The 18,018-nt window shown below is 64.8% G+C and carries 14 protein-coding genes and 1 riboswitch; of the genes, 4 read left to right on the top strand and 10 right to left on the bottom strand.

Annotation, left to right across the window (positions count from 1 at the left end; translation table 11 throughout):
• Positions 1–8: 8 nt before the first annotated feature.
• Positions 9–233: riboswitch (Lysine riboswitch) on the top strand.
• An 86-nt stretch (positions 234–319) separates the two neighbouring features.
• A complete protein-coding gene (gene lysC / locus ACT5M9_RS20685) occupies positions 320–1,672 on the top strand; it encodes a lysine-sensitive aspartokinase 3 (protein ID WP_457979220.1) in 1,353 nt (450 codons plus the stop codon).
• 103 nt (positions 1,673–1,775) lie between these two features.
• Here lysC and ACT5M9_RS20680 read toward each other — a convergent pair whose 3' ends face one another.
• On the bottom strand, positions 1,776–2,864 hold the full coding sequence (locus ACT5M9_RS20680) for a protein kinase family protein (RefSeq protein WP_457979222.1): 1,089 nt from the start codon (positions 2,862–2,864) through the stop codon (positions 1,776–1,778).
• A 252-nt stretch (positions 2,865–3,116) separates the two neighbouring features.
• Between ACT5M9_RS20680 and ACT5M9_RS20675 the strand changes: the two genes are divergently transcribed.
• The gene (locus ACT5M9_RS20675) at positions 3,117–5,381 is read left to right on the top strand and encodes an LTA synthase family protein (protein WP_457979224.1); all 2,265 of its coding nucleotides are present in this window, start codon (positions 3,117–3,119) and stop codon (positions 5,379–5,381) included.
• Between the two features lie 123 nt (positions 5,382–5,504).
• Here the strand turns inward: ACT5M9_RS20675 and ACT5M9_RS20670 are convergent, their stop codons facing one another.
• Positions 5,505–6,515, bottom strand: a complete 1,011-nt coding sequence (locus tag ACT5M9_RS20670; RefSeq protein WP_457979226.1) for a S66 family peptidase — start codon at positions 6,513–6,515, stop codon at positions 5,505–5,507.
• 149 nt (positions 6,516–6,664) lie between these two features.
• A complete protein-coding gene (locus ACT5M9_RS20665) occupies positions 6,665–6,982 on the bottom strand; it encodes a heavy metal-binding domain-containing protein (protein ID WP_457979228.1) in 318 nt (105 codons plus the stop codon).
• Positions 6,983–7,199: 217 nt separating this feature from the next.
• On the opposite strand from ACT5M9_RS20665, the gene ACT5M9_RS20660 reads away from it, so the two are divergent.
• A complete protein-coding gene (locus tag ACT5M9_RS20660; RefSeq protein WP_457979230.1) occupies positions 7,200–8,375 on the top strand; it encodes an OmpP1/FadL family transporter in 1,176 nt (391 codons plus the stop codon).
• Between the two features lie 40 nt (positions 8,376–8,415).
• Here ACT5M9_RS20660 and ACT5M9_RS20655 read toward each other — a convergent pair whose 3' ends face one another.
• The 6 genes from ACT5M9_RS20655 to ACT5M9_RS20630 all read right to left on the bottom strand — a co-directional run bounded on the left by ACT5M9_RS20655 (position 8,416) and on the right by ACT5M9_RS20630 (position 16,137).
• Positions 8,416–9,087 carry a hypothetical protein gene (locus ACT5M9_RS20655; protein WP_457979232.1) on the bottom strand — a complete coding sequence of 224 codons (672 nt, stop codon included), beginning with the start codon at positions 9,085–9,087 and terminating at the stop codon, positions 8,416–8,418.
• A 64-nt stretch (positions 9,088–9,151) separates the two neighbouring features.
• Positions 9,152–10,444 (bottom strand): NAD(P)/FAD-dependent oxidoreductase, encoded by a 1,293-nt coding sequence (locus ACT5M9_RS20650; RefSeq protein ID WP_438549636.1) that lies wholly within the window; start codon positions 10,442–10,444, stop codon positions 9,152–9,154.
• A gap of 80 nt (positions 10,445–10,524) precedes the next feature.
• Positions 10,525–11,064: an alpha/beta hydrolase YcfP gene (gene ycfP, locus ACT5M9_RS20645; protein ID WP_438549637.1), complete on the bottom strand. Its 540-nt coding sequence runs from the start codon at positions 11,062–11,064 to the stop codon at positions 10,525–10,527.
• A gap of 294 nt (positions 11,065–11,358) precedes the next feature.
• Positions 11,359–13,167 carry a M3 family oligoendopeptidase gene (locus ACT5M9_RS20640; protein WP_457979234.1) on the bottom strand — a complete coding sequence of 603 codons (1,809 nt, stop codon included), beginning with the start codon at positions 13,165–13,167 and terminating at the stop codon, positions 11,359–11,361.
• 135 nt (positions 13,168–13,302) lie between these two features.
• Positions 13,303–15,081 (bottom strand): M3 family oligoendopeptidase, encoded by a 1,779-nt coding sequence (locus tag ACT5M9_RS20635; RefSeq protein WP_457979236.1) that lies wholly within the window; start codon positions 15,079–15,081, stop codon positions 13,303–13,305.
• 144 nt (positions 15,082–15,225) lie between these two features.
• Positions 15,226–16,137 carry a DUF808 domain-containing protein gene (locus ACT5M9_RS20630; RefSeq protein WP_457979237.1) on the bottom strand — a complete coding sequence of 304 codons (912 nt, stop codon included), beginning with the start codon at positions 16,135–16,137 and terminating at the stop codon, positions 15,226–15,228.
• A 210-nt stretch (positions 16,138–16,347) separates the two neighbouring features.
• Here ACT5M9_RS20630 and ACT5M9_RS20625 point away from each other — a divergent pair, with 210 nt between their 5' ends.
• Positions 16,348–16,950 (top strand): DUF924 family protein, encoded by a 603-nt coding sequence (locus tag ACT5M9_RS20625; RefSeq protein ID WP_457979239.1) that lies wholly within the window; start codon positions 16,348–16,350, stop codon positions 16,948–16,950.
• 72 nt (positions 16,951–17,022) lie between these two features.
• On the opposite strand, the gene secF is transcribed toward ACT5M9_RS20625, so the two are convergent.
• Positions 17,023–17,940 carry a protein translocase subunit SecF gene (gene secF / locus ACT5M9_RS20620; RefSeq protein ID WP_457979241.1) on the bottom strand — a complete coding sequence of 306 codons (918 nt, stop codon included), beginning with the start codon at positions 17,938–17,940 and terminating at the stop codon, positions 17,023–17,025.
• Positions 17,941–18,018: the final 78 nt, after the last annotated feature.

Here is an 18,018-nt window from a genome sequence, read left to right as displayed (position 1 = left end):
TCCGAGGTGGCACCAGAAGAGGAGCGCTGCCCAGGCAGCCCAAGGGAGGACGCCAGCGTCCGATGAACTTGGGTCAGGGGGAGCAGCGCCGAGACGAGGCGGGTCGCTGGAGACCACCACGTCGGCTGCGGGGGCTGAATCCCCCGGGTTGTCATCGGTCGTGTGCATCCCACACCGCATTCAAAGCGGGTTCGGTGTGGGATGGGCACCGCGGATGGAGTGCTTCTGGCCGGGATCCTTCGCTATTCCTGCCATTTATCGCCTCCTCCTCTCTTTTGCCTGCTGAAATCGGATTTTCACCTTGAGACAGGAGTATGTTATGAGCCAGATCAACGTCGCCAAGTTCGGCGGAACCAGTGTCGCCGATGCCGCGGCCATGAACCATTGTGCCGACGTGGTACTGGCCAATCCGGCGACCCGGGTGGTGGTGCTGAGCGCCAGCGCCGGCGTCACCAACCTGCTGGTGAGCCTGGCTCAGGGGGAACTGGACGAGGTGGGCCAGGATGCCCAGCTCGCCAAATTGGCCGACATCCAGCAGGCGATCCTGACCGCGCTCGGCAACCCGGCCGAGGTCAGCGCCCTCATCCACGCCCAGCTCGGCGAGATCCGCACCATGGCCCGTCAGGCCAGCCAGCACACCGATGCCGAACTCGCCGACCGGCTCATCGCCTGTGGCGAACTGATGTCCACCCGCCTCTTCACCGAACTGCTGCACCAGCGCGGGATCAAGGCCCAGTGGCAGGATGCGCGCCAGCTGATGCGCACCGACAGCCGATTCGGCAAGGCCAGCGTGGATCTGGCGGCGACCCGCGCACTCTGCCAGTCCAGCCTGGGCCCGCTGCTCGGTGACAGCCTGGTCATCACCCAGGGCTTCATCGGCGCCGATGGCGATGGCCGCACCACCACCCTGGGGCGCGGTGGCTCCGACTACAGCGCGGCCCTGCTGGCCGAGGCGCTGGATGCGAACAGCATCGAGATATGGACCGACGTGCCCGGCATCTACACCACGGATCCGCGCCTGGTCACCCGGGCCCGTCCCATCCCGGAGATCAGCTTCGTGGAGGCGGCCGAGATGGCCACCTTCGGCGCCAAGGTGCTGCACCCGGCCACCCTGCAACCGGCCCTGCGCCAGGACATCCCCGTCTTCGTCGGCTCCGCCAGGGATCCGGCCGCCGGCGGCACCTGGATCCGCGCCAGCACCACCACCAACCCGCTGTTCCGGGCCGTGGCCCTGCGCCGCTCCCAGGTGCTGGTGACCCTGCACAGCCTCAACATGTTCCACGCCTACGGCTTCCTCGCCGAGGTGTTCGGCATACTGGCGCGCCACCGCATCTCGGTGGATCTCATCACCACCTCGGAGGTGAGCGTGTCGCTTACCCTGGATCACACCGGCAGCCAGAGCAACGGCGAGCCCATCCTGAGTGACAAGGTATTGGCGGAGCTGGGTCAGCTGTGCAAGGTAGAGGTGGAGACAGATCTCGCCCTGGTGGCCCTCATCGGCAACCGCATGAGCGAGGCCGCGGGTGTGGGCAGCCGGGTGTTCGACGCCATCCGCGAGCACAACATCCGCATGATCTGCTACGGCGCCAGCGCCCACAACCTCTGCTTCCTGGTGAAAGAGAGAGAGGCGGGCCACATCGTCAACCGCCTGCACCAGGAGCTGCTCGACTGAGCAGGCTGATAGCAGATCCAATCCATGAGAAGAGGGGCCCTGGGCCCCTCTTCTGTTTCTGTCAACGCACGCCGCTGGCTCAGACTGTCACTCCCCCGCCCCTTTATGCCATTGAGACGGGGCGGGGCAGCAGGTATGCCCGGATCGGTTCGCGCAGGGCCGCGAGCCGCGCCAGCAAGCCCTGCTGGCCGAGCCCGGCCTCCTCGTCACTCAGGCTGCCCACGAGGGACGGATAGTGATCCCGCACCGCCTCCTCCAGCCAGTCGAGGCGGCGCAGGGTGAGGGGGCCGCAGCTCTTGCCGCTGAGATCGTCGTCGATATCGAGCCGATGGCTGCGATACATGTCCCGCCACCAGTTCGCGGCCAGCGCCTCATCGCTCCCGAGGGCGGCGAGCCAGCGCTCTTGCAGGGCCTGGATCCGGGCCAGCACGGCGGGGCTCGCCCCCTCCCGGTGCAGGTACTGCAGCTCGTCCGCCGCCCAGGCGAGGCAGAGGGTGCGCCAGTGGCGGAACAGCGGCAGGGGATCCCTCTCGTCCAGCCAGAGACCGGAGAGGGTGCGGGTCTCGAGACGCTCGGGCACATGGAACTCGGGGTCGGCGAGGCCGTTTGAATTGAATTCGTGGCGGGGATCGAAGGGCCACATGTAGCCAAAATCGAACACCGAGATCTGCTGGCCGTCGTCGAGCAGGTTGCCCGGGCTCGGATCCCAGTCAAACCAGCCCCAGCGGGCCAGCTCCGCCTGCACCGCCAGCATCTGCGCCAGATTGCGCCGGTTCAGCGCCTTGACCGGTTCTCCCCTGAGCCAGGGAGAGACCAGCACCCCGGCCCGGGCCGAGCCGAAGCAGGTGCAGACCACGTGGGAGAGGATGGTGGGGTGCAATTCCCGCAGGCTCTCTATCTCCCGGCGCCGCTCCAGCTCGGTGAGAAAGGCGGTCTGACCGTCCACATTGGCCACCAGGGAGTCGGCCCTGCGCCGCTTGAGGCACCAGTGGTGGCCCTCGACCTTGAGGTGAAACACCTCGGCGGTGAGGCCATGACGATAGACCCTGAGCACGTCCGGGTGATCCTCGGTCAGCTTGAGCAGCTGGGCCAGCGGCAGGGGACAATCCCGCTCGCGCCCGATCCGGATCTCCTCCTTGCGCTCCAGCATCTGGAGCAGTCTTGCCTGACGTGCCGCAACCTTAGGATTCATACATGTACCTCCGACCGTTATTGAGAGACTAAGCAGCAAGGCGGGGGCAGACCAGCGGCAAACGCTCATGATGCCGTTTTCATCACAGAATCGATGCGGCCGCAGGATCGGGATCACAATTTGCAAGTCAACACGGTCACGCAATATTCATCTTTCGGTCATTAAATTGACATCGAGGAACCGGCCCAGCACCATCGGGTCAAAATAGATGCAGCCATGGCTGTGAACCCCGCTCCAAGGATGAGCTCCCTTATGAATGCCCCCCAGTTCGGTCACAGCCCCCCTTCCCGTCTCTCCAGGCTGCTGTTTGGCCTGCTCAGTGCCCTCCTGCTGCTGACCCTGGCCCTGCCCCTGCTCAATCCCGTCAGCTGGCTCGGGCGCGCCCAGCCGCTCATCCTCGGGCCCGCCGATCAACCCATCGCCACCCTCAACCGCCACTCTCTGCTCTACAAGAGCGACAGCCGCGGTCTCTACCTGGTGGTGCGCAGCCAGTGGCAGTTGCTCAAACCCCTGCAGGCGGGGGACAAGGTGCGGGTGGAGCTGCTCAACGACAAAGGCGTTCGCATCGATCAGCTGAACCAGGCGGTGGAGAAGCGTCAGAAGTGCCGCAAGGAGCGCTGCACCCTGGATCTCAACAGCACCCTGCGGGCGCCGGATGATGCCCTGGACAGCCGCTATCAGCTGCGCATCGGCCTGCTGCTCAAGGAGAGGCCAGAGAGCAGTGAATACAGCCAGATCCTGCAGACCCTGCCGGAGCGCGGCTTCAACCTCGTCTACCTGATGACCAGCCTGCTGCTGGTACTGCTGGCGAGCGCCGCCGTGCTGCGAGTCCTGCTGCCGCGCCTGCGCCAGAGCCCGGCGTCACGGGTGCTGGGCAGCCTGCTGCTCGGCAACCTCACCTTCGTGCTGCTGCACGGCTTCGTGGTGTTCAAGCTGGGGGAGTTTCTGCTCTGGTCCGGTTTTCGGCCCGAGCACTACTACCTCGCCTGGGGCAGCATGGTGCTGGGCTGGAGCCTCTGTGCGCTGGCCGGCTTCAACCTCTACATGGGGCTGGTGTTCACGGCGCTCTCCGGCATCGGCCTGCTCGCTAACTTCATGAAGATAGCCATCTACGGGGTGCCGCTTGGGGGGGACGATCTCGGCAACCTGCTGGCGCTGGTGCACATACTGCTGGACCAGCACCCTGTGCTGCCGGTGCTCGGCCTCCTCGGGCTCTTGTACCTGTGCTGGCGCTTCGCCCTCTCCCGCTGGATCCTGCGCGCCACCGCCGCCACCGTCGCCTTCTTCGCCCTCTGCGTGTTTGCCACCCAGACCAGCAACAAGCTGCTGGGTGCCAACGTCCGTTACGTGGACAGGGCGGTGAACTACCACAGGGACATCATCCGCGCCGGCCCCGGCCTCTACGTGTTCAACCTGGTGGACGAGATGCTGCAGAGCGGCAACGTCTTTCGCTATCCCCTGCAGATCAATGATCGCACCCCTGAGCTCGCCCACCCCGGCCTGATCCAGGGTGTCCAGCCCCCCCGCTTCGATCTGGTGATCGTGCTGCAATACGAGTCCCTCTGGCTCGACTGGCAGGGCAAGATCTGCGCCCCGGCCCCCACCCTGGCCCTGCCCGCGAGTGTGCAGCAGTGGCGCAAGACCATCCACTCCCCCACCACGGGGGGCATGACGGTGCTGGCGGAGTTCGAGATGAACACCGGCCTGCCGGTGGGCTTGCTCAAGCAGGGGGTTGTGCCCTATTACTACCTCTCGGCCCAGGTGCCCGGGCTGGCCCAGAGCGCCAGGCAGAGCGGCTATCAGACCCTGTTCGCCCACCCCTATGTGGAGAAGTTCTGGGGCCGCGCCAAGGCCATACCGGCACTGGGCTACCAGGAGCGCTGGTTCGATACCCGCTTCACCACACTCGAACATAAGGGGCTCTACATCTCGGACGACGCCCTTATCGATCACCTGCTCAGACGCAGCGAGCAGGATGACAAGCCGCTGTTCGCCTACGCGGTCACCATGCAGGGTCACGGCCCCTTCGACGGTGATCGTTACCAGGCCCAGCAGCTCGATCGGGCCTGCCCGGATCAGAGCGCGGCGGACAAGCAGCTCCTCAACACCTACTACACCGGGGTGGTGGATGCCATGGCCTCCCTGGAGCGGCTGCTCAAGGCCCTCGATGCCACGGACAAGCGCTACCTGGTGGTGGCCTTCGGGGATCACCAGCCGTTCTTGATGTCGGCGGGCAAGGGCATTCACGGCGCCAAACCGCCGCGGGACGCCGCCTACCAGATCCCCATGATGGCCTTCACCCGGGATGATGGCGCCCTTTCTCTCGAGCATCAGTTTGCACCGGTGCGCCAGCTCTACCAGATGGGACAGGCCACCCGAGCCCTGCTGGCGGGGGACCTCGCCCCCATCCCGGACCTGCCTCTGCTCCATCCGGTGCTCGGAGAGGAGAAAGGCTTCGATCCCTCCCCCCTGGTTCCCCAGATCCGGGCCAGCTTCAGGGCCGATGCCCTGCCATGAGGCCACGAGAGGACCGCAGATCCTGGCCAATGCCTTCCGGGCCCCTGTCTGGATCCGGCATGGAGAGACAAAGAAGGCCGCTGATGCGGCCTCTTTTTATTTCCCCTATCTCCCTGTCCCGACCTAGCGCAGCCAAGGCTCCAGCAAGATCAGCCGCTGGCCGTCAAGATCCAGCTCGGCCTGGATGCCGAGCGGCAGGGTCAGCATGGGATGGGTATGGGCGCAGTCATACTCCGCCAGTATGGGGAAGCGCGGCTCCCCCACCACCTCCAGCAGGATATCGAGCGGCCCCTTGCCGCTGCCCTGATCGTCGAACTGCTCGTGCTTGCCGAGCACCAGGGCCCCGATGCGATCGAACACCCCGCACAGCTTGAGGTGAGCGAAGGAACGTTCCACCGTCTCCGCCCGCTTGAGGCTGTCCTCCAGCAACAGAATATCTCCCGCCTCGATGGGCGGCATATAGGGGGAGCCCCAGATCCCCGCCATTGTGTTGAGGTTGCCACCGATGAGCCGCCCCCGCACCTTGCCCGATCCCACCGAGATCAGCCGGTTCGGCTGGCACGCCTTGGCCCGGCTCTGGTTTTCCCAGTCAAGCCGTTCGTCGGTCCATTGCGCCGGGGTCGGCACTATGTGGGGAACGGCGGCCCCACCGGCCAGGCAGATCCGCTGAAAACCCGCTAGCGTCTCGTCCACCAAGGGCGGCAACTCGCCGAACGAGGCCACCAGCGCCGGGCCGTAGAAGGTGACCAGGCCGGTCCTGGCGTAGATGCCGAGCAGCAGAGCCGTCACATCCGAGTAGCCGATCAGGATCTTGGGATCCCGTTTCAGCGCCTCATAATCGAGATAGGGCAGCAGGGCGTTGGAGTTGCTGCCGCCGATGACCGACATGATTGCGCGCACCTCGGGATCGCGAATGAGGGCGTTGAGTTCATCGGCCCGCGCCGCTATGGTGCCGGATCGCCAGTGATCCTGAGCGCCGGTCAGGCTGCCGGCCTTGAGTCTGAAACCCTGCGCCGTCAGATACGCCTTGGCGCGCTCGAAGCGGTGCGGCGCCCAGGCGGTGGCCGCGCTGGAGGGGGAGAAGAAGCCGATGGTATCCCCAGGTTGGAGCCCGGTTGGTTTGAGCAAGATCATGGACAGCTCCCTGTCGCTGAGTGGTGGATCGCCGGAACCTGCCGGTGAGACGGCGTCCTCCTAATCTGTCCCTTCCTCGCCGGGCAAGGGAAGAGAAAGCCACAAAAAAGCCGATCTCGCGATCGGCTCCCTGCTGGCCTGGCGCCAGGCTAGACCACCACGGCGGTACCGCTGATGCTGACCATCAGCATGCTGCCGTTCTGGCCCACGACTTCGTAGTCCATGTCGATGCCGACCACGGCGTTGGCACCGAGCGACGCCGCCCGCTCCTTGAGCTCCTCGAAGGCGATCTCCCTGGCACGGGCCAGCTCTTTCTCATAGGCGCCGGAGCGGCCGCCTATGATGTCGCGAATGCCGGCGAACAGGTCCTTGAACACGTTGGCGCCGAGGATGGCCTCGCCCACGACGATGCCGCGGTATTCACGAATGGTCTTGCCTTCCAGGGTAGGGGTGGTTGAGAGGATCATGGTGTCTCCTGTGATGTCATCCTGTGCGCCTTGGGCGCTCCCGGCGACAGAGTAGCAAGCCTGCGCCAAAAGCATAAGCCCGCCCCTACCATGTGAGTGGATGGCAAGCGCATGATTTGACAGCCAAATGCCATCTATACTCCTCACTGCTGGAAAAACAGCCATGTCTCACAGGAGCCTGACCAAGATGACGAGCCTTGCTGCGAGAAGCCCCCTCATGCCCCGGCTAATGCTGCCCCTCACCCTCTTCGCCACCCAAGGCCAGGCCGGTGGCCTCTATCTGTACGAGACGGGCACCGACGATCTGGGACTCGCCACCGCGGGTATGGCCGCCCGGGCCCAGGATCCCGGCGTCCAGCTGATGAACCCGGCGGGCCTGAGCCATCTGGAGGGACGCCAGCTCACCGTCGGCGGCCAGCTGCTCTACGGGGACGCACCCTACGATCTGGACGATCCCACCCTGTCGAACGTCGATACCGTCATCGGCTGGTTTCCCGCCGCCTCCTTCTATTACAGCCAGCAGCTCGACGAGCGCTGGTCGTTCGGCGTTGCCACCTATGGCAACTTCGGGCTGGGGCTCGACTACGGGGACTGGGCCGGCAAGGCGCTGCTCAAGGAGGCTACCCTGCTCGCCCTTACCCTGCAGCCCTCCCTGGCCTATCGCATCGATGAGCACTGGTCCCTCGGCGTCGCCCTTGGCATCAACTACGGCCTGTTCGCCCTCAAGCGCGACACTGGCCAAGGGGAGCAGAAGCAAGATGACGGCGACTGGGCCCTCAACGGCAAGCTGGGGCTGCTCTATGAGTTCAATCCGGACACCCGCATCGGCCTCGGTTACACCAGCGAGGTGAAGTACCACTTCAACATAGAGCGCGAATTTCCCCTCCCCGATCTGCCCGGCACGAGCGCCCACCTCTCACTCACCGGGCTGGTCAACAGCCCGCAGCAGCTGATGCTGAGCGCCTATCACCGACTCAGCCACGACTGGGCCATCATGGGCAACCTGGGTTGGCAGGACTGGAGCCAGTACAACAGCAACGAGATAACCCTGCCCGGGCGCGTCATCACCGACAAGGGAATGTACAAGGATACCTACCACCTGGCGGTGGGGGTTCAACATGCCCTGACCCCCCAATGGACCCTCAACGGCGGCGTCGCCTATGACAGCAGCGCCTATGAGGATCAGCAGAACACCTCGCTGACGGTGCCAAGCGGCAGCGCCGTGCGCCTTGGCACCGGGGCCAGCTATGCCTTCAATCCCCAGGACAGCCTCGGCATGGGGTTCGAATACCTGCACATGGACGGCTCAAGCGTCGCGCTCGGCGACCTCTCCGGCCACTACCCCGACCCGGACTTCTACTTCTTCGCCGTCAACTACCACAGGCGCTTCTGAACCCCGCCATACAAAAAGCCGCTCACGAGGAGCGGCTTTTTCACGCCCGGACGGTGCCCGGGCCCTCCCGCAGGTAGCCCCCCTGGGTCAGGATGCCGTAGGCCACATAGGTGTAACCCAGCAGCTCTATCCCCTCCTGCAGGGCGGTCTTGAACTCGAAGGCCGTGCTGACCCCCAGGATCTCGTTCCACAGCAGGGAGCCGCTGCCAAACATGCGGCTGAACACCGCCACCAGCAGCAGGCCAAAGAGCGTGAACAGGGCGCTGCGGTGCTGTACGAAGCGGGCGGCCCCATGGAGCAGCGTCTGCCAGCCCTGGCGCCAGCAGTGGAGCAGGGTCGCCATGGCCAGCAGCAGGGCCGGATAGAGCCAGAAGCCGTGCCGGATCTTGTCGAAGAAGACGTCCAGCTCGCGGATCAGCAGGCAGCCGAAGAAACCGGCAAGCAACCAGAGGAAGGCGCGCACCTCGGGCAGGCGCCGTCCCTTCCAGTAGAGGCCGATGACGATGGCGAGCAGGACCCCTTCCTGCAGCAGTTCGGTGATGGAGATCTCCCCCACCCCGTTGTGGAGCCAGCGCAGATCGAGGGCGACGGTGAGGGTCGGGATCAGGGTGAGCAGCAGCAGGAACAGGATGTCGCAGGCCGCCAGCAGGAGCGTGGTCAGTGGGGTGATCGGCCCCGGGAAACCAGCCTCCTCGCAAGAAGTGGTATTCACAATCAGGTTTCGTCCATAGCAGGAAAGTGAAGGGCCCGCCGGGAGAGGCGGGCCCTGAGCGGTATCAGTGCAGCTTCATGCTCGGGCGCAGCACCCGGTTGATGCGGCCCACCAGCATGATGAGACCGGTCTTGATGTAGCCGTGCAGGGCCACCTGGTGCATGCGATACAGGCTGATGTAGACCATGCGGGCGATATAGCCTTCCACCATCATGGAGCCACGCATCAGGTTGCCCATCAGGCTGCCCACGGTGGAGAAGCGGCTCAAAGAGACGAGGGAACCGTGGTCGTGGTAGAGGTAGGGCTTGAGCTCGCCGCCGTTCATCATCGCCAGGATGTTCTTGAACGCCTGGGTCGCCATCTGGTGGGCGGACTGGGCGCGCGGCGGCACGAACTTGCCGTCCGGCTGCGGGCAGGCGGCGCAGTCGCCGATGACGAAGATGTGATCGTCACGGGTGGTCTGCAGGGTCTCCTTGACCACCAGCTGGTTGATGCGGTTGGTCTCGAGGCCGGCGATGTCCTTCATGAAGTCCGGCGCCTTGATGCCGGCGGCCCACACCATGAGGTCTGCTTCAATCAGCTCGCCGTCCTTGGTGTGCAGACCATCGGCGGTAGCCTCGGTGATCATGGTGGCGGTGCGCACGTCCACCCCGAGCTTGACCAGCTCCTGGTGAGCGGCGCCGCTGATGCGCTCCGGCAAGGCCGGCAGGATGCGGGGGCCCGCCTCCACCAGAGTCACCTTGAGGCTCTCCGTGGTGAGGTTCTTGAAGCCGTAGGCGTAAAGCTGCTCCACCGCGTTGTAGAGCTCGGCGGAGAGCTCCACCCCGGTGGCGCCGCCGCCGACGATGGCGATCTTCACCTTGTCACCGGGCTGGTATTCGGTGGCGAACTGCAGGAAGCGGTTCATCATGCTGTTGTAGAAGCGATGAGCCTGGGAGGGGCTGTCCAGGAAGATGCAGTGATCCTTGATGCCCTTGGTGTTGAAGTCATTGGAGACGGAGCCGATGGCCATCACCAGGTAGTCATAGGGGAGCTCGCGCTCGTGCACCACCAGCTCGCCACTCTCGTCGTGAATGGGGGCCAGCACGATGCGTTTCTCGTCGCGCTTGATGTCGGTCAGGCTGCCGAGCTGGAACTCGAAACCGTGGTTCTTGGCGTGGGACTGGTAGCTCAGGGCATCGATGCCCGCATCCATGGAGCCGGTGGCCACTTCGTGCAGCAGGGGCTTCCACAGGTGAGTGCGGTTGCGATCCACCAGGGTGATCCTGGCCTTGTTCTTCTTGCCCAGCTTGCGGCCAAGACTGGTCGCCAGCTCCAGACCGCCGGCACCGCCGCCAACAACGACAATATTCATCATGATGATTTTCCTTGGTTCCTCAAAACGAAAGGGAGCCATTGGCTCCCTAAAACGAAATCGGTCGACGTGATAGCGCAGGCTCAGGCTTCTTTGAAGGCCTTCATCCGTTGCAGATGGTGCGAGATGTTCTTGAATTTGTGGGTCTCGCGCTCATCCCATACGATGTCGTAATAGTTCTTCAATTCACGTTCAGTGTCCCGATTATCGCGGATTTCATCCTGAACGGAAAGGATACACAGGCAGTTTCCTGAATTTTTATTACGAAATTCGGTTACACACTTGGTGCCGATGTCCTCGTACTCTTCCGGCCTGTCTATCTTGCCCTGCATGTTGTGCGCCGGGTCGAGATTGGGGTTGAAGATCACCTGCTTGATGCCGCACAGAAAGCCGATCCGCTCGCTCCAGTAGCCACCGAGACCGACGCCGCAGATGAGGGGCTTGGGGTCCGTGCTCATGTCGAGCTGCTTCTTCACCTCCTTGAGCAGGTGACTCATGTCGTGGCGGGGGTGAACCGTGCTGTAGTGCACGAAACGCACATCATCATCGATAAACTGCAACTGCAGCACTTTCTCATGATTGCCAGGGCTGGTGGCATCAAAACCATGCAGATAGATGATCATGGGTAAGACCTCGGAAACTGTGTCGGTTCTATCGAAACTACTCCAGCGGCGGGGCCTGGCGCCACCAAAACATCCAACTTTCTTGCTTTGGATCACGCCCGCTGCCGCCGGAAAAACCGTTTTCCTCCGGATCCGGCCAGACGAGGTGCAACAAAGCGCCACCCTGCCCCGCCTCTCCAGACGAAGATCCCGCCAGAGGGCGGTATCGCCTTCACTCCCCCAGAGTCAGTTCGATGCACTCGATCACATCAGTCATCGGGAACAGATCCCGGCCCAAAGACGGATCCTGTTCACTCAACCCAGGGCCTGCTCGAAGCGCGTCACGGCCTCCTCGACCAGGGCCAGACTCCCTTGCCAAAACGCCGCCTCCCGGATGCCCTGTCCCAGGTGCTTCTCCACCAGGGCCTCGGCGCTCATGCGGCCGGTATCCCGCAGCAGGGCGCGGTAGGCCTGGGCGATGTCCGTTTCCCCTGCGGCCTTGCGCGCCATCAGCTGGTGATAGACCCCCAGGCTGAACAGGTAGCCGAACAGATACGGATAGTTGTAGAAACCAAAGCCCGCGATGGAAAAGTGCGCCTTGGCGGCCCAGAACAGGGGGTGATAACGCTCCAGGCTCCCCTCGTACCAGCGGCCCCAGGCCTCGTCGGTCAGGGCGCTGAGCCTGGCAGCCGACACATAGCCCCCCTTGCGCTCCGCCACCAGGGCCTGCTCAAAGTCGAAGCGGGCCGGGATGTTGACCAGGAAGGTGGCGGCCCCGTCGGCCTCGGCCCAGGCGATGGCCAGCTGCTCCTCCTGGCTCTGCGCCTGCTCGAACAGGGCGCGGCGCACCAGGGTTTCGGCGAAGATGGAGGCGGTCTCCGCCAGCGTCATGGGGTAGCTGCGCTGACTCATGGGCAGATCGCGAATGAGCCAGTTGTGCCAGGCGTGCCCCAACTCGTGGGCCAGCGTGATGATGTTGTCCATGGTGCCCGCATAGGTGATGAAGACCCGTGGCTCCACCGGATCGGCAAACTTGGTGCAGTAAGCACCGGTGCGCCGGTTCGGGGTGGGCGCCGCGTCTATCCAGCCGCGCTCGGCCATCATGCGGGCGAACGCCCCCATCTCGGGATCGAAGGCGGCGAACGCCTGGGCAATGATCTCGATCGCCTCCTCGAAGGGGATGGCCCGACTGGTCGCGGCCGGGGGCGGCGCGAACAAGTCCTCCGGCCCAAGGTCCGAAATACCAAGCTTGCCGGCCATCAGCGCCAGCGCTCGCTGGCCCAGACCCCGGGCCTTATGGGTCTCGGCCATCAGGGTATCCAGGGTGGCGCGATCTATGTGGCTCTGGTGGCAGGAAAGGTCCAGTGCATCGAGCAAGCGCGTCTTGCCGCGCTGACGGGCCAGCTCCAGACGCCAGCCATTGAGGGCGTTGAGGATGGCGGCCACCGTCTCCTGCTCGCCGGCCCACCCTATGGTGATGGCATCAAACGCCTCCCGGCGCAGGGCCCTGTCCGGGTTCGACAACAGGTTGCTCGCCTGTGCCAACCCCATCTCCTGCCCGGCTATGGTCAGGCGGATCTTGCCCACCAGATCGTTATAGAGGTTGCCCCAACCGTGCAGACCGTCGGTGCCAAGCCCTATCACCAGCTGCTCTGCCTCCACCGGCAGGCGCTGATCCTGCAGGCGCCGCTCGTGGCGCAGGCGATAATCCTCCTCCCCGAGCAAGGAGTCTTGCATCAGGTGCTCGAACTCGGCCGCCGGCAAGCCCAGCATCAGATCTTCTACCGGTGCCAGCGCCTTGAAGAGATCGGCGTTGAGGGCCCGGGCGCGGGAGGCCAGCTGCTTGGCCAGGGGATCCAGGGCATCCTGGCTGCCCTTCGAGGCCGCCAGTACCGCCACGTTCCAGCCGATGTTGCGGATGCGCTGGGCACGCAGGCGCACCTCCCGCAGGAAATCCTGCAGGGCATCGGCCTGATCGCGCACCAGGCCCAAGGTGCCGATGAAATCACTCAACTCGTCCAGGCTGGCGCGGGCCAGACTCATGTCCGCCTCCAGCACGCTGCTGTCGAGGGAAGGATAGATATGCTGGTTTTGCCACTGCTGCGGGTATTGGGTGGGTTGCATCGTCGACTCGTGTTGATTCGTTATCAAAAAATGGCGTGGCCCGGCGTGCCGGGCCACGCATAAAGGGGTTTGGGGGCGCAAGAGGGCGCCCCCCTGCTCAGCGCGGGCTCACCGGCCAGCCCGGCAGCGGATGGATCACACCAGCCGCTCGAGGCGGCTGACCGCCTCTTCCACCTGGCGCAGGCTCTCCTGCCAGAAGGCGGGCTCGCGAATGTCGATCCCCAGGTGCTTCTCCACCAGATCCTCGGCGCTCATGCGCCCTGTGTCCGTGAGCAGCGCCCGGTAGGCCTCGACGAAGTCGCCGCCGACCCGCTCCTTCTGGGCATGGAGCCCCAGGCTGAACAGGTAGCCAAACAGATAGGGGTAGTTGTAAAACCCGAACTCGGCGATGGAGAAGTGACCCTTGCTGGCCCAGAACAGCTCGTCATACTGGCAAAGGCTGTCACCATACCACTGCTCCTTGGCGGATTTCATCATGACTCTGAGCTGGCTCACCCCCACATAGCCCTCTCCCCGCGCCGCAACCAGCGCCCGCTCGAACGCAAAGCGGGACGGAATGTCCAGCAGCATGCTGGCGGCCCGCTCCCCGTCCATCCAGGCGATGTCCCGCCGCTGCTCCCGGGTCTCCATGCGGGCCAGCAGCGCCTCCCGCACCAGCGTCTCGGCAAACAATGAGGCCGTCTCGGCGAGCGTCATGGGGTAGTCCCGCTGCTCCAGCGGCAGCTCCCGCAGCAACCAGCTGTGCCAGGCGTGGCCGAGCTCGTGGGCGAGGGTGATGACGTTGTCCAGGGTGCCCTCGAAGGTCATGAACACCCGAGGCTCGGCGGGATGGGCATACTCGGTGCAGTAGGCACCGCTGCGCCTGTGCTCGCTCGGGTAGGCGTCGATCCAGCCCCGCTCCGCCATCAGGTGCACGAAGGCCCCCATCTCGGGGTCGAAGCTTTCGAAGGCATCCGCCACCAGGCGGAGGGCCTGCTCCAGACTGATGGCGACCGAACTCGTCGCGGGGGGCGGTGCATAGAGATCCCAGGGGGCGAAATCGTCGATCCCCTGAGCGCTTGCCATGGCGCGCAAGGCTCGCCTGCCGAGCTCCTTGTGGGCATCTGCCTCCCCCATCAGGGTCTCCAGGGTGTGGCGCTCGAGGTGCCCCTGATGGCAGGAGACGTCCAGGGCATCGAGCAAGCGCTCCTTGCCGCGCTGGGTGGCGAGCTCGTTGCGCCAGCCGTTGATGGCATTGAGGATGGCCGCCACCGTCTCCTGCTCGCCAGCCCAGGCGGCCTGAATGCCGTGCCAGGCGTGGGCGCGCCGCGCCCTGTCCGGGTGGGAGAGCAGGTTGTCCGCCTGCGCCAGCCCCATGATCTCTCCCTCCACCCGGGGGCTGAGCCTGCCCACCAGGCTGTCATAGAGATCCCCCCAGGCCTGCAGGCCATCCACTGCCAGCCCCTCGATCAGCTGCTCCGACTCGAGCGAGAGGCGCTGATCCCGCAGGCGGCGGGCGTGGCGAATGTCATAGGCCAGCTCGAACAGCTCGGGATCCTGCAGCAGCAGCCGCAACTGCGCCTCAGGCACATTTATCCAGAACAGGGTCACGGGTTTGATGAGCTGGGCCAGGCTTGCCTGCAACTGCTGGCCACGGGAGAGCAGCACCTTGGCGGGCTCATCGCGACCATTGCGGCTCAAGCGGTTGTAGCCATAGGTCTGGGCGTTCCAGGCCAGCCGCGTCACCTCCTCGGCCTGCCGCCGTATGGTGCGCAGCAAATGTCGCAGTGTATTGGTGTCCTGGGTGGTTGGCAGTTCGTCCAGCAGCGGTTTCAGGCTGGTCAGGATCTGCTGTGCATGGTGGAAACCGGCGTCAACGGCCGGGCAGTCGGGGGCGGCGAAGATGTGATCATCCTGCCAGATGAGTGGCGTCATAACTGTCCTTGTTTGTCTGCGTCCAAATCGGGTGGCGCCGCCTCTGGTGGGCAGTCGCCACCCGATAGTACGAAGGGGGCAGGCAGTTGCCTAGCCCCCATTCTGGTCAACCAACAAGGTGTCTGGAAAATGGTGCGCTACGCCCTATTTGGCGGGCTTGAGTCGGCTCACCAGCGTCATGGCCAGCACCAGTACCAGACCCGCCAGCACCCCCACCAGGGCGTTGAGCACGGTCGGCGTCACGGCGGCCAGCACGGCGCCCACACCGGCCAGGGGAGCCAGGCTCGCGGCCACCCCTTCGATGAGGTGGTGAACGAAGGGCCAGCCGTGGACCAGGATGCCGCCACCCACCATGAACATGGCGATGGTGCCGACCAGCGCCAGCAGGTGCATCAGCTTGGGGGCCGTCACCAGCAGACCCCGCCCGAACGCGCGGCGCAGGGCGCCGGCATCCGGTTTTTGCAGCAGGTGCAGGCCGATGTCGTCGAGCTTGACGATGAGCCCCACCAGGCCGTAGACCCCCACCGTCATCAACAGGGCGATGCCCGCCACCACGGCGATCTGCAGACCGAGGCTCGAGCCCTGTACGGTGCCGAGGGCGATGACGATGATCTCCGCGGACAGGATGAAATCGGTACGAATGGCTCCCTTGATCTTCTGCTGCTCGAAGGCCACCAGATCGTCCGGGATGGGGCCATGGTTCCCCTCCTCGGCCTCATGGGGCAGGAACTTGTGGGCCAGCTTCTCGGCCCCCTCGAAGCAGAGGTAGGCGCCCCCCAGCATCAGCAAGGGGGTGATGAGCCAGGGCACCAGGGCGCTGATGGCGATGGCGGCGGGCACCAGGATGAGCTTGTTGCGAAACGACCCCTTGGCCACCGACCACACCACCGGCAGCTCCCGTTCCGCCCGCACCCCGGATACCTGCTCTGCGTTGAGGGCGAGATCGTCCCCCAGCACCCCGGCGGTCTTCTTCGCCGCCATCTTGGTCATCAACGCCACGTCATCGAGCACGCTGGCAATATCGTCGAGCAGGGCCAACAAACTGGTTCCGGCCATATCAGGTATTCCTCATCTGGGTAGCGAGCAAGCGGCCGTCACGAGCACCAGGCTGATCATTGGGATCCGCCAGATAGTACAGGCGAGGGACTTCCTCATTTCGGGCAAAAGATGGCACAGTGTAGCGAGAAGCCGCCGTTTCGGCAGCCCCCATGACAGGGCCAATTGGCCTTGTTTCACCCGCAAGCCCTTCTGGCCCAAGGAGTTTCCATGCAGCCCTGGCAACCTCTGCTCGATTTCTGGTTTGGCGATGACGCCGACGATGTCACCCGCGCCCGGCGCCAATCCTCACTCTGGTGGGGTAAAAGCAGCGAGACCGACGCCCTCATCCAGCACCGCTTCGGCGAGCTGGCCGAGGCCGCCGCCACCGGCAAGCTCGACGACTGGGCCGAGGTGCCCGCCGGGCGTCTCGCCCTCATCCTGCTGCTGGATCAGGTACCGCGCAACATCCACCGGGGCACCCCGGCCGCCTTCGCCCAGGACGCCAAGGCGCGGGAACTCTGCCTCAAGGGGCTGGTGCTGGGGGCGGACAAGGGGCTCTCGCCGCTGGGCCGGGTCTTCTTCTACCTGCCGCTGGAGCATGCAGAGTCCGGCGAGCAGCAGGCCAGGAGCGTGGCTCTATTCGAGGCGCTGGCGGTGGAGCAGGCCGGCGGCGAGGCCCGGGACACCTTCGAGGGCTTCGCTGATTTCGCCCGCCGCCACCGGGTGATCGTCGATCGCTTCGGCCGTTTCCCCCATCGCAACGCCATCCTGGGGCGCCCAGATCTGGGGGAAGAGACCACCTTCTTGCAGCAGCCAGGTTCGGGATTCTAGCCAGGGGCCATAAGCCAAGGCATAAAAAAACGGGCCAGCTGGCCCGTTTGCATAGGAAGTGAACGAAGGACGTCAGGCCGCCTCGGCCAGGCTCTCCTCCTCTTTCTTCTGGTAGGCCTGGGGTGAGAGCCCCAGCAGCTCCTGCACGGTGGAGGCCACAGTGATGGAGGAGACAGTCCCCACCAGGATGCCGGCGAACAGGGTGAAGGAGAAGCCGTAGAGGGCATCCCCTCCAAACAGCAGCAGGGCCCCCACGGTGAACAATGTGGTGCCCGAGGTGATCATGGTGCGGCTGAAGGTCGCCTTGATGGCCACGTCCGAACACTCGTGGATCCCCATCTGGGTACGCGAACCGAGCAGATCTCGCAGCCGGTCGGAGATGACGATGCTGTCGTTCAGGGAATACCCGATCACCGCCATCAGGCCCGCGATCACGTTGAGGTCAAACTCGATGTTGAACAGCGACAGCAGCCCGATGGCCACCAGGCCGTCGTGCAGCACTGAGACCAGGATGCCGATGGCCTGACGCCACTCGAAACGCACCGCCAGGTAGGCGGAGATGGCGAGGGAGGCCACCAGCACCGCCAACATCCCCTGCTGGAACAGCTCGGCGCCCACCTGGGGCCCGACTATGGTGGTGCGCAGCAGCTCCACCGGCAGAGAGAGCTGCTGACCCAGCATGGTCGCCAGCTCCTCGGCCGGCCAGGGCAGCTCGTGAGGGGGCAGCTTGATGAGCCACTCGCCGGGCACGCCGGCCGAGCTCAGCTCCACCACCCCGGCCAGGGGGGCACTCAGCAGGGCGTTGAGCTCATGGGCCTCCTTCAGGGTCTGGATCCGGAACTCCAGCAGTATGCCGCCGGTGAAGTCGAGGCCGAGGGAGAGCCCCTTGATGGCCAGCACGGCGATGCTGGCGACGGTCAGCAGCACGGAAATCCACAAACCTATGTAACGCCAGCGGGTCAGCCCCATGGCAGTGATCATTCTCAGCATTGTTTTTCCCTCGACGGCAGATGGCTCGGGCTTCCCTCGGGGAAGCGGATGGCGCGGAGCAGGCTCGGACGCGCGGCA

This window comes from Aeromonas sp. AE23HZ002T15 (genome assembly GCF_054165525.2).
This window is presented reverse-complemented; position numbering and strand designations above follow the sequence as displayed.

What these genes read in the sequence shown, in the direction of transcription:
- lysC (WP_457979220.1), top strand. Translation starts at nt 320, where the DNA reads ATGAGCCAGATCAACGTCGCCAAGTTCGGCGGAACCAGTGTCGCCGAT.
- ACT5M9_RS20680 (WP_457979222.1), bottom strand. Translation starts at nt 2,864, where the DNA reads ATGAATCCTAAGGTTGCGGCACGTCAGGCAAGACTGCTCCAGATGCTG.
- ACT5M9_RS20675 (WP_457979224.1), top strand. Translation starts at nt 3,117, where the DNA reads ATGAATGCCCCCCAGTTCGGTCACAGCCCCCCTTCCCGTCTCTCCAGG.
- ACT5M9_RS20670 (WP_457979226.1), bottom strand. Translation starts at nt 6,515, where the DNA reads ATGATCTTGCTCAAACCAACCGGGCTCCAACCTGGGGATACCATCGGC.
- ACT5M9_RS20665 (WP_457979228.1), bottom strand. Translation starts at nt 6,982, where the DNA reads ATGATCCTCTCAACCACCCCTACCCTGGAAGGCAAGACCATTCGTGAA.
- ACT5M9_RS20660 (WP_457979230.1), top strand. Translation starts at nt 7,200, where the DNA reads ATGCCCCGGCTAATGCTGCCCCTCACCCTCTTCGCCACCCAAGGCCAG.
- ACT5M9_RS20650 (WP_438549636.1), bottom strand. Translation starts at nt 10,444, where the DNA reads ATGATGAATATTGTCGTTGTTGGCGGCGGTGCCGGCGGTCTGGAGCTG.
- ycfP (WP_438549637.1), bottom strand. Translation starts at nt 11,064, where the DNA reads ATGATCATCTATCTGCATGGTTTTGATGCCACCAGCCCTGGCAATCAT.
- ACT5M9_RS20640 (WP_457979234.1), bottom strand. Translation starts at nt 13,167, where the DNA reads ATGCAACCCACCCAATACCCGCAGCAGTGGCAAAACCAGCATATCTAT.
- ACT5M9_RS20635 (WP_457979236.1), bottom strand. Translation starts at nt 15,081, where the DNA reads ATGACGCCACTCATCTGGCAGGATGATCACATCTTCGCCGCCCCCGAC.
- ACT5M9_RS20630 (WP_457979237.1), bottom strand. Translation starts at nt 16,137, where the DNA reads ATGGCCGGAACCAGTTTGTTGGCCCTGCTCGACGATATTGCCAGCGTG.
- ACT5M9_RS20625 (WP_457979239.1), top strand. Translation starts at nt 16,348, where the DNA reads ATGCAGCCCTGGCAACCTCTGCTCGATTTCTGGTTTGGCGATGACGCC.
- secF (WP_457979241.1), bottom strand. Translation starts at nt 17,940, where the DNA reads ATGCTGAGAATGATCACTGCCATGGGGCTGACCCGCTGGCGTTACATA.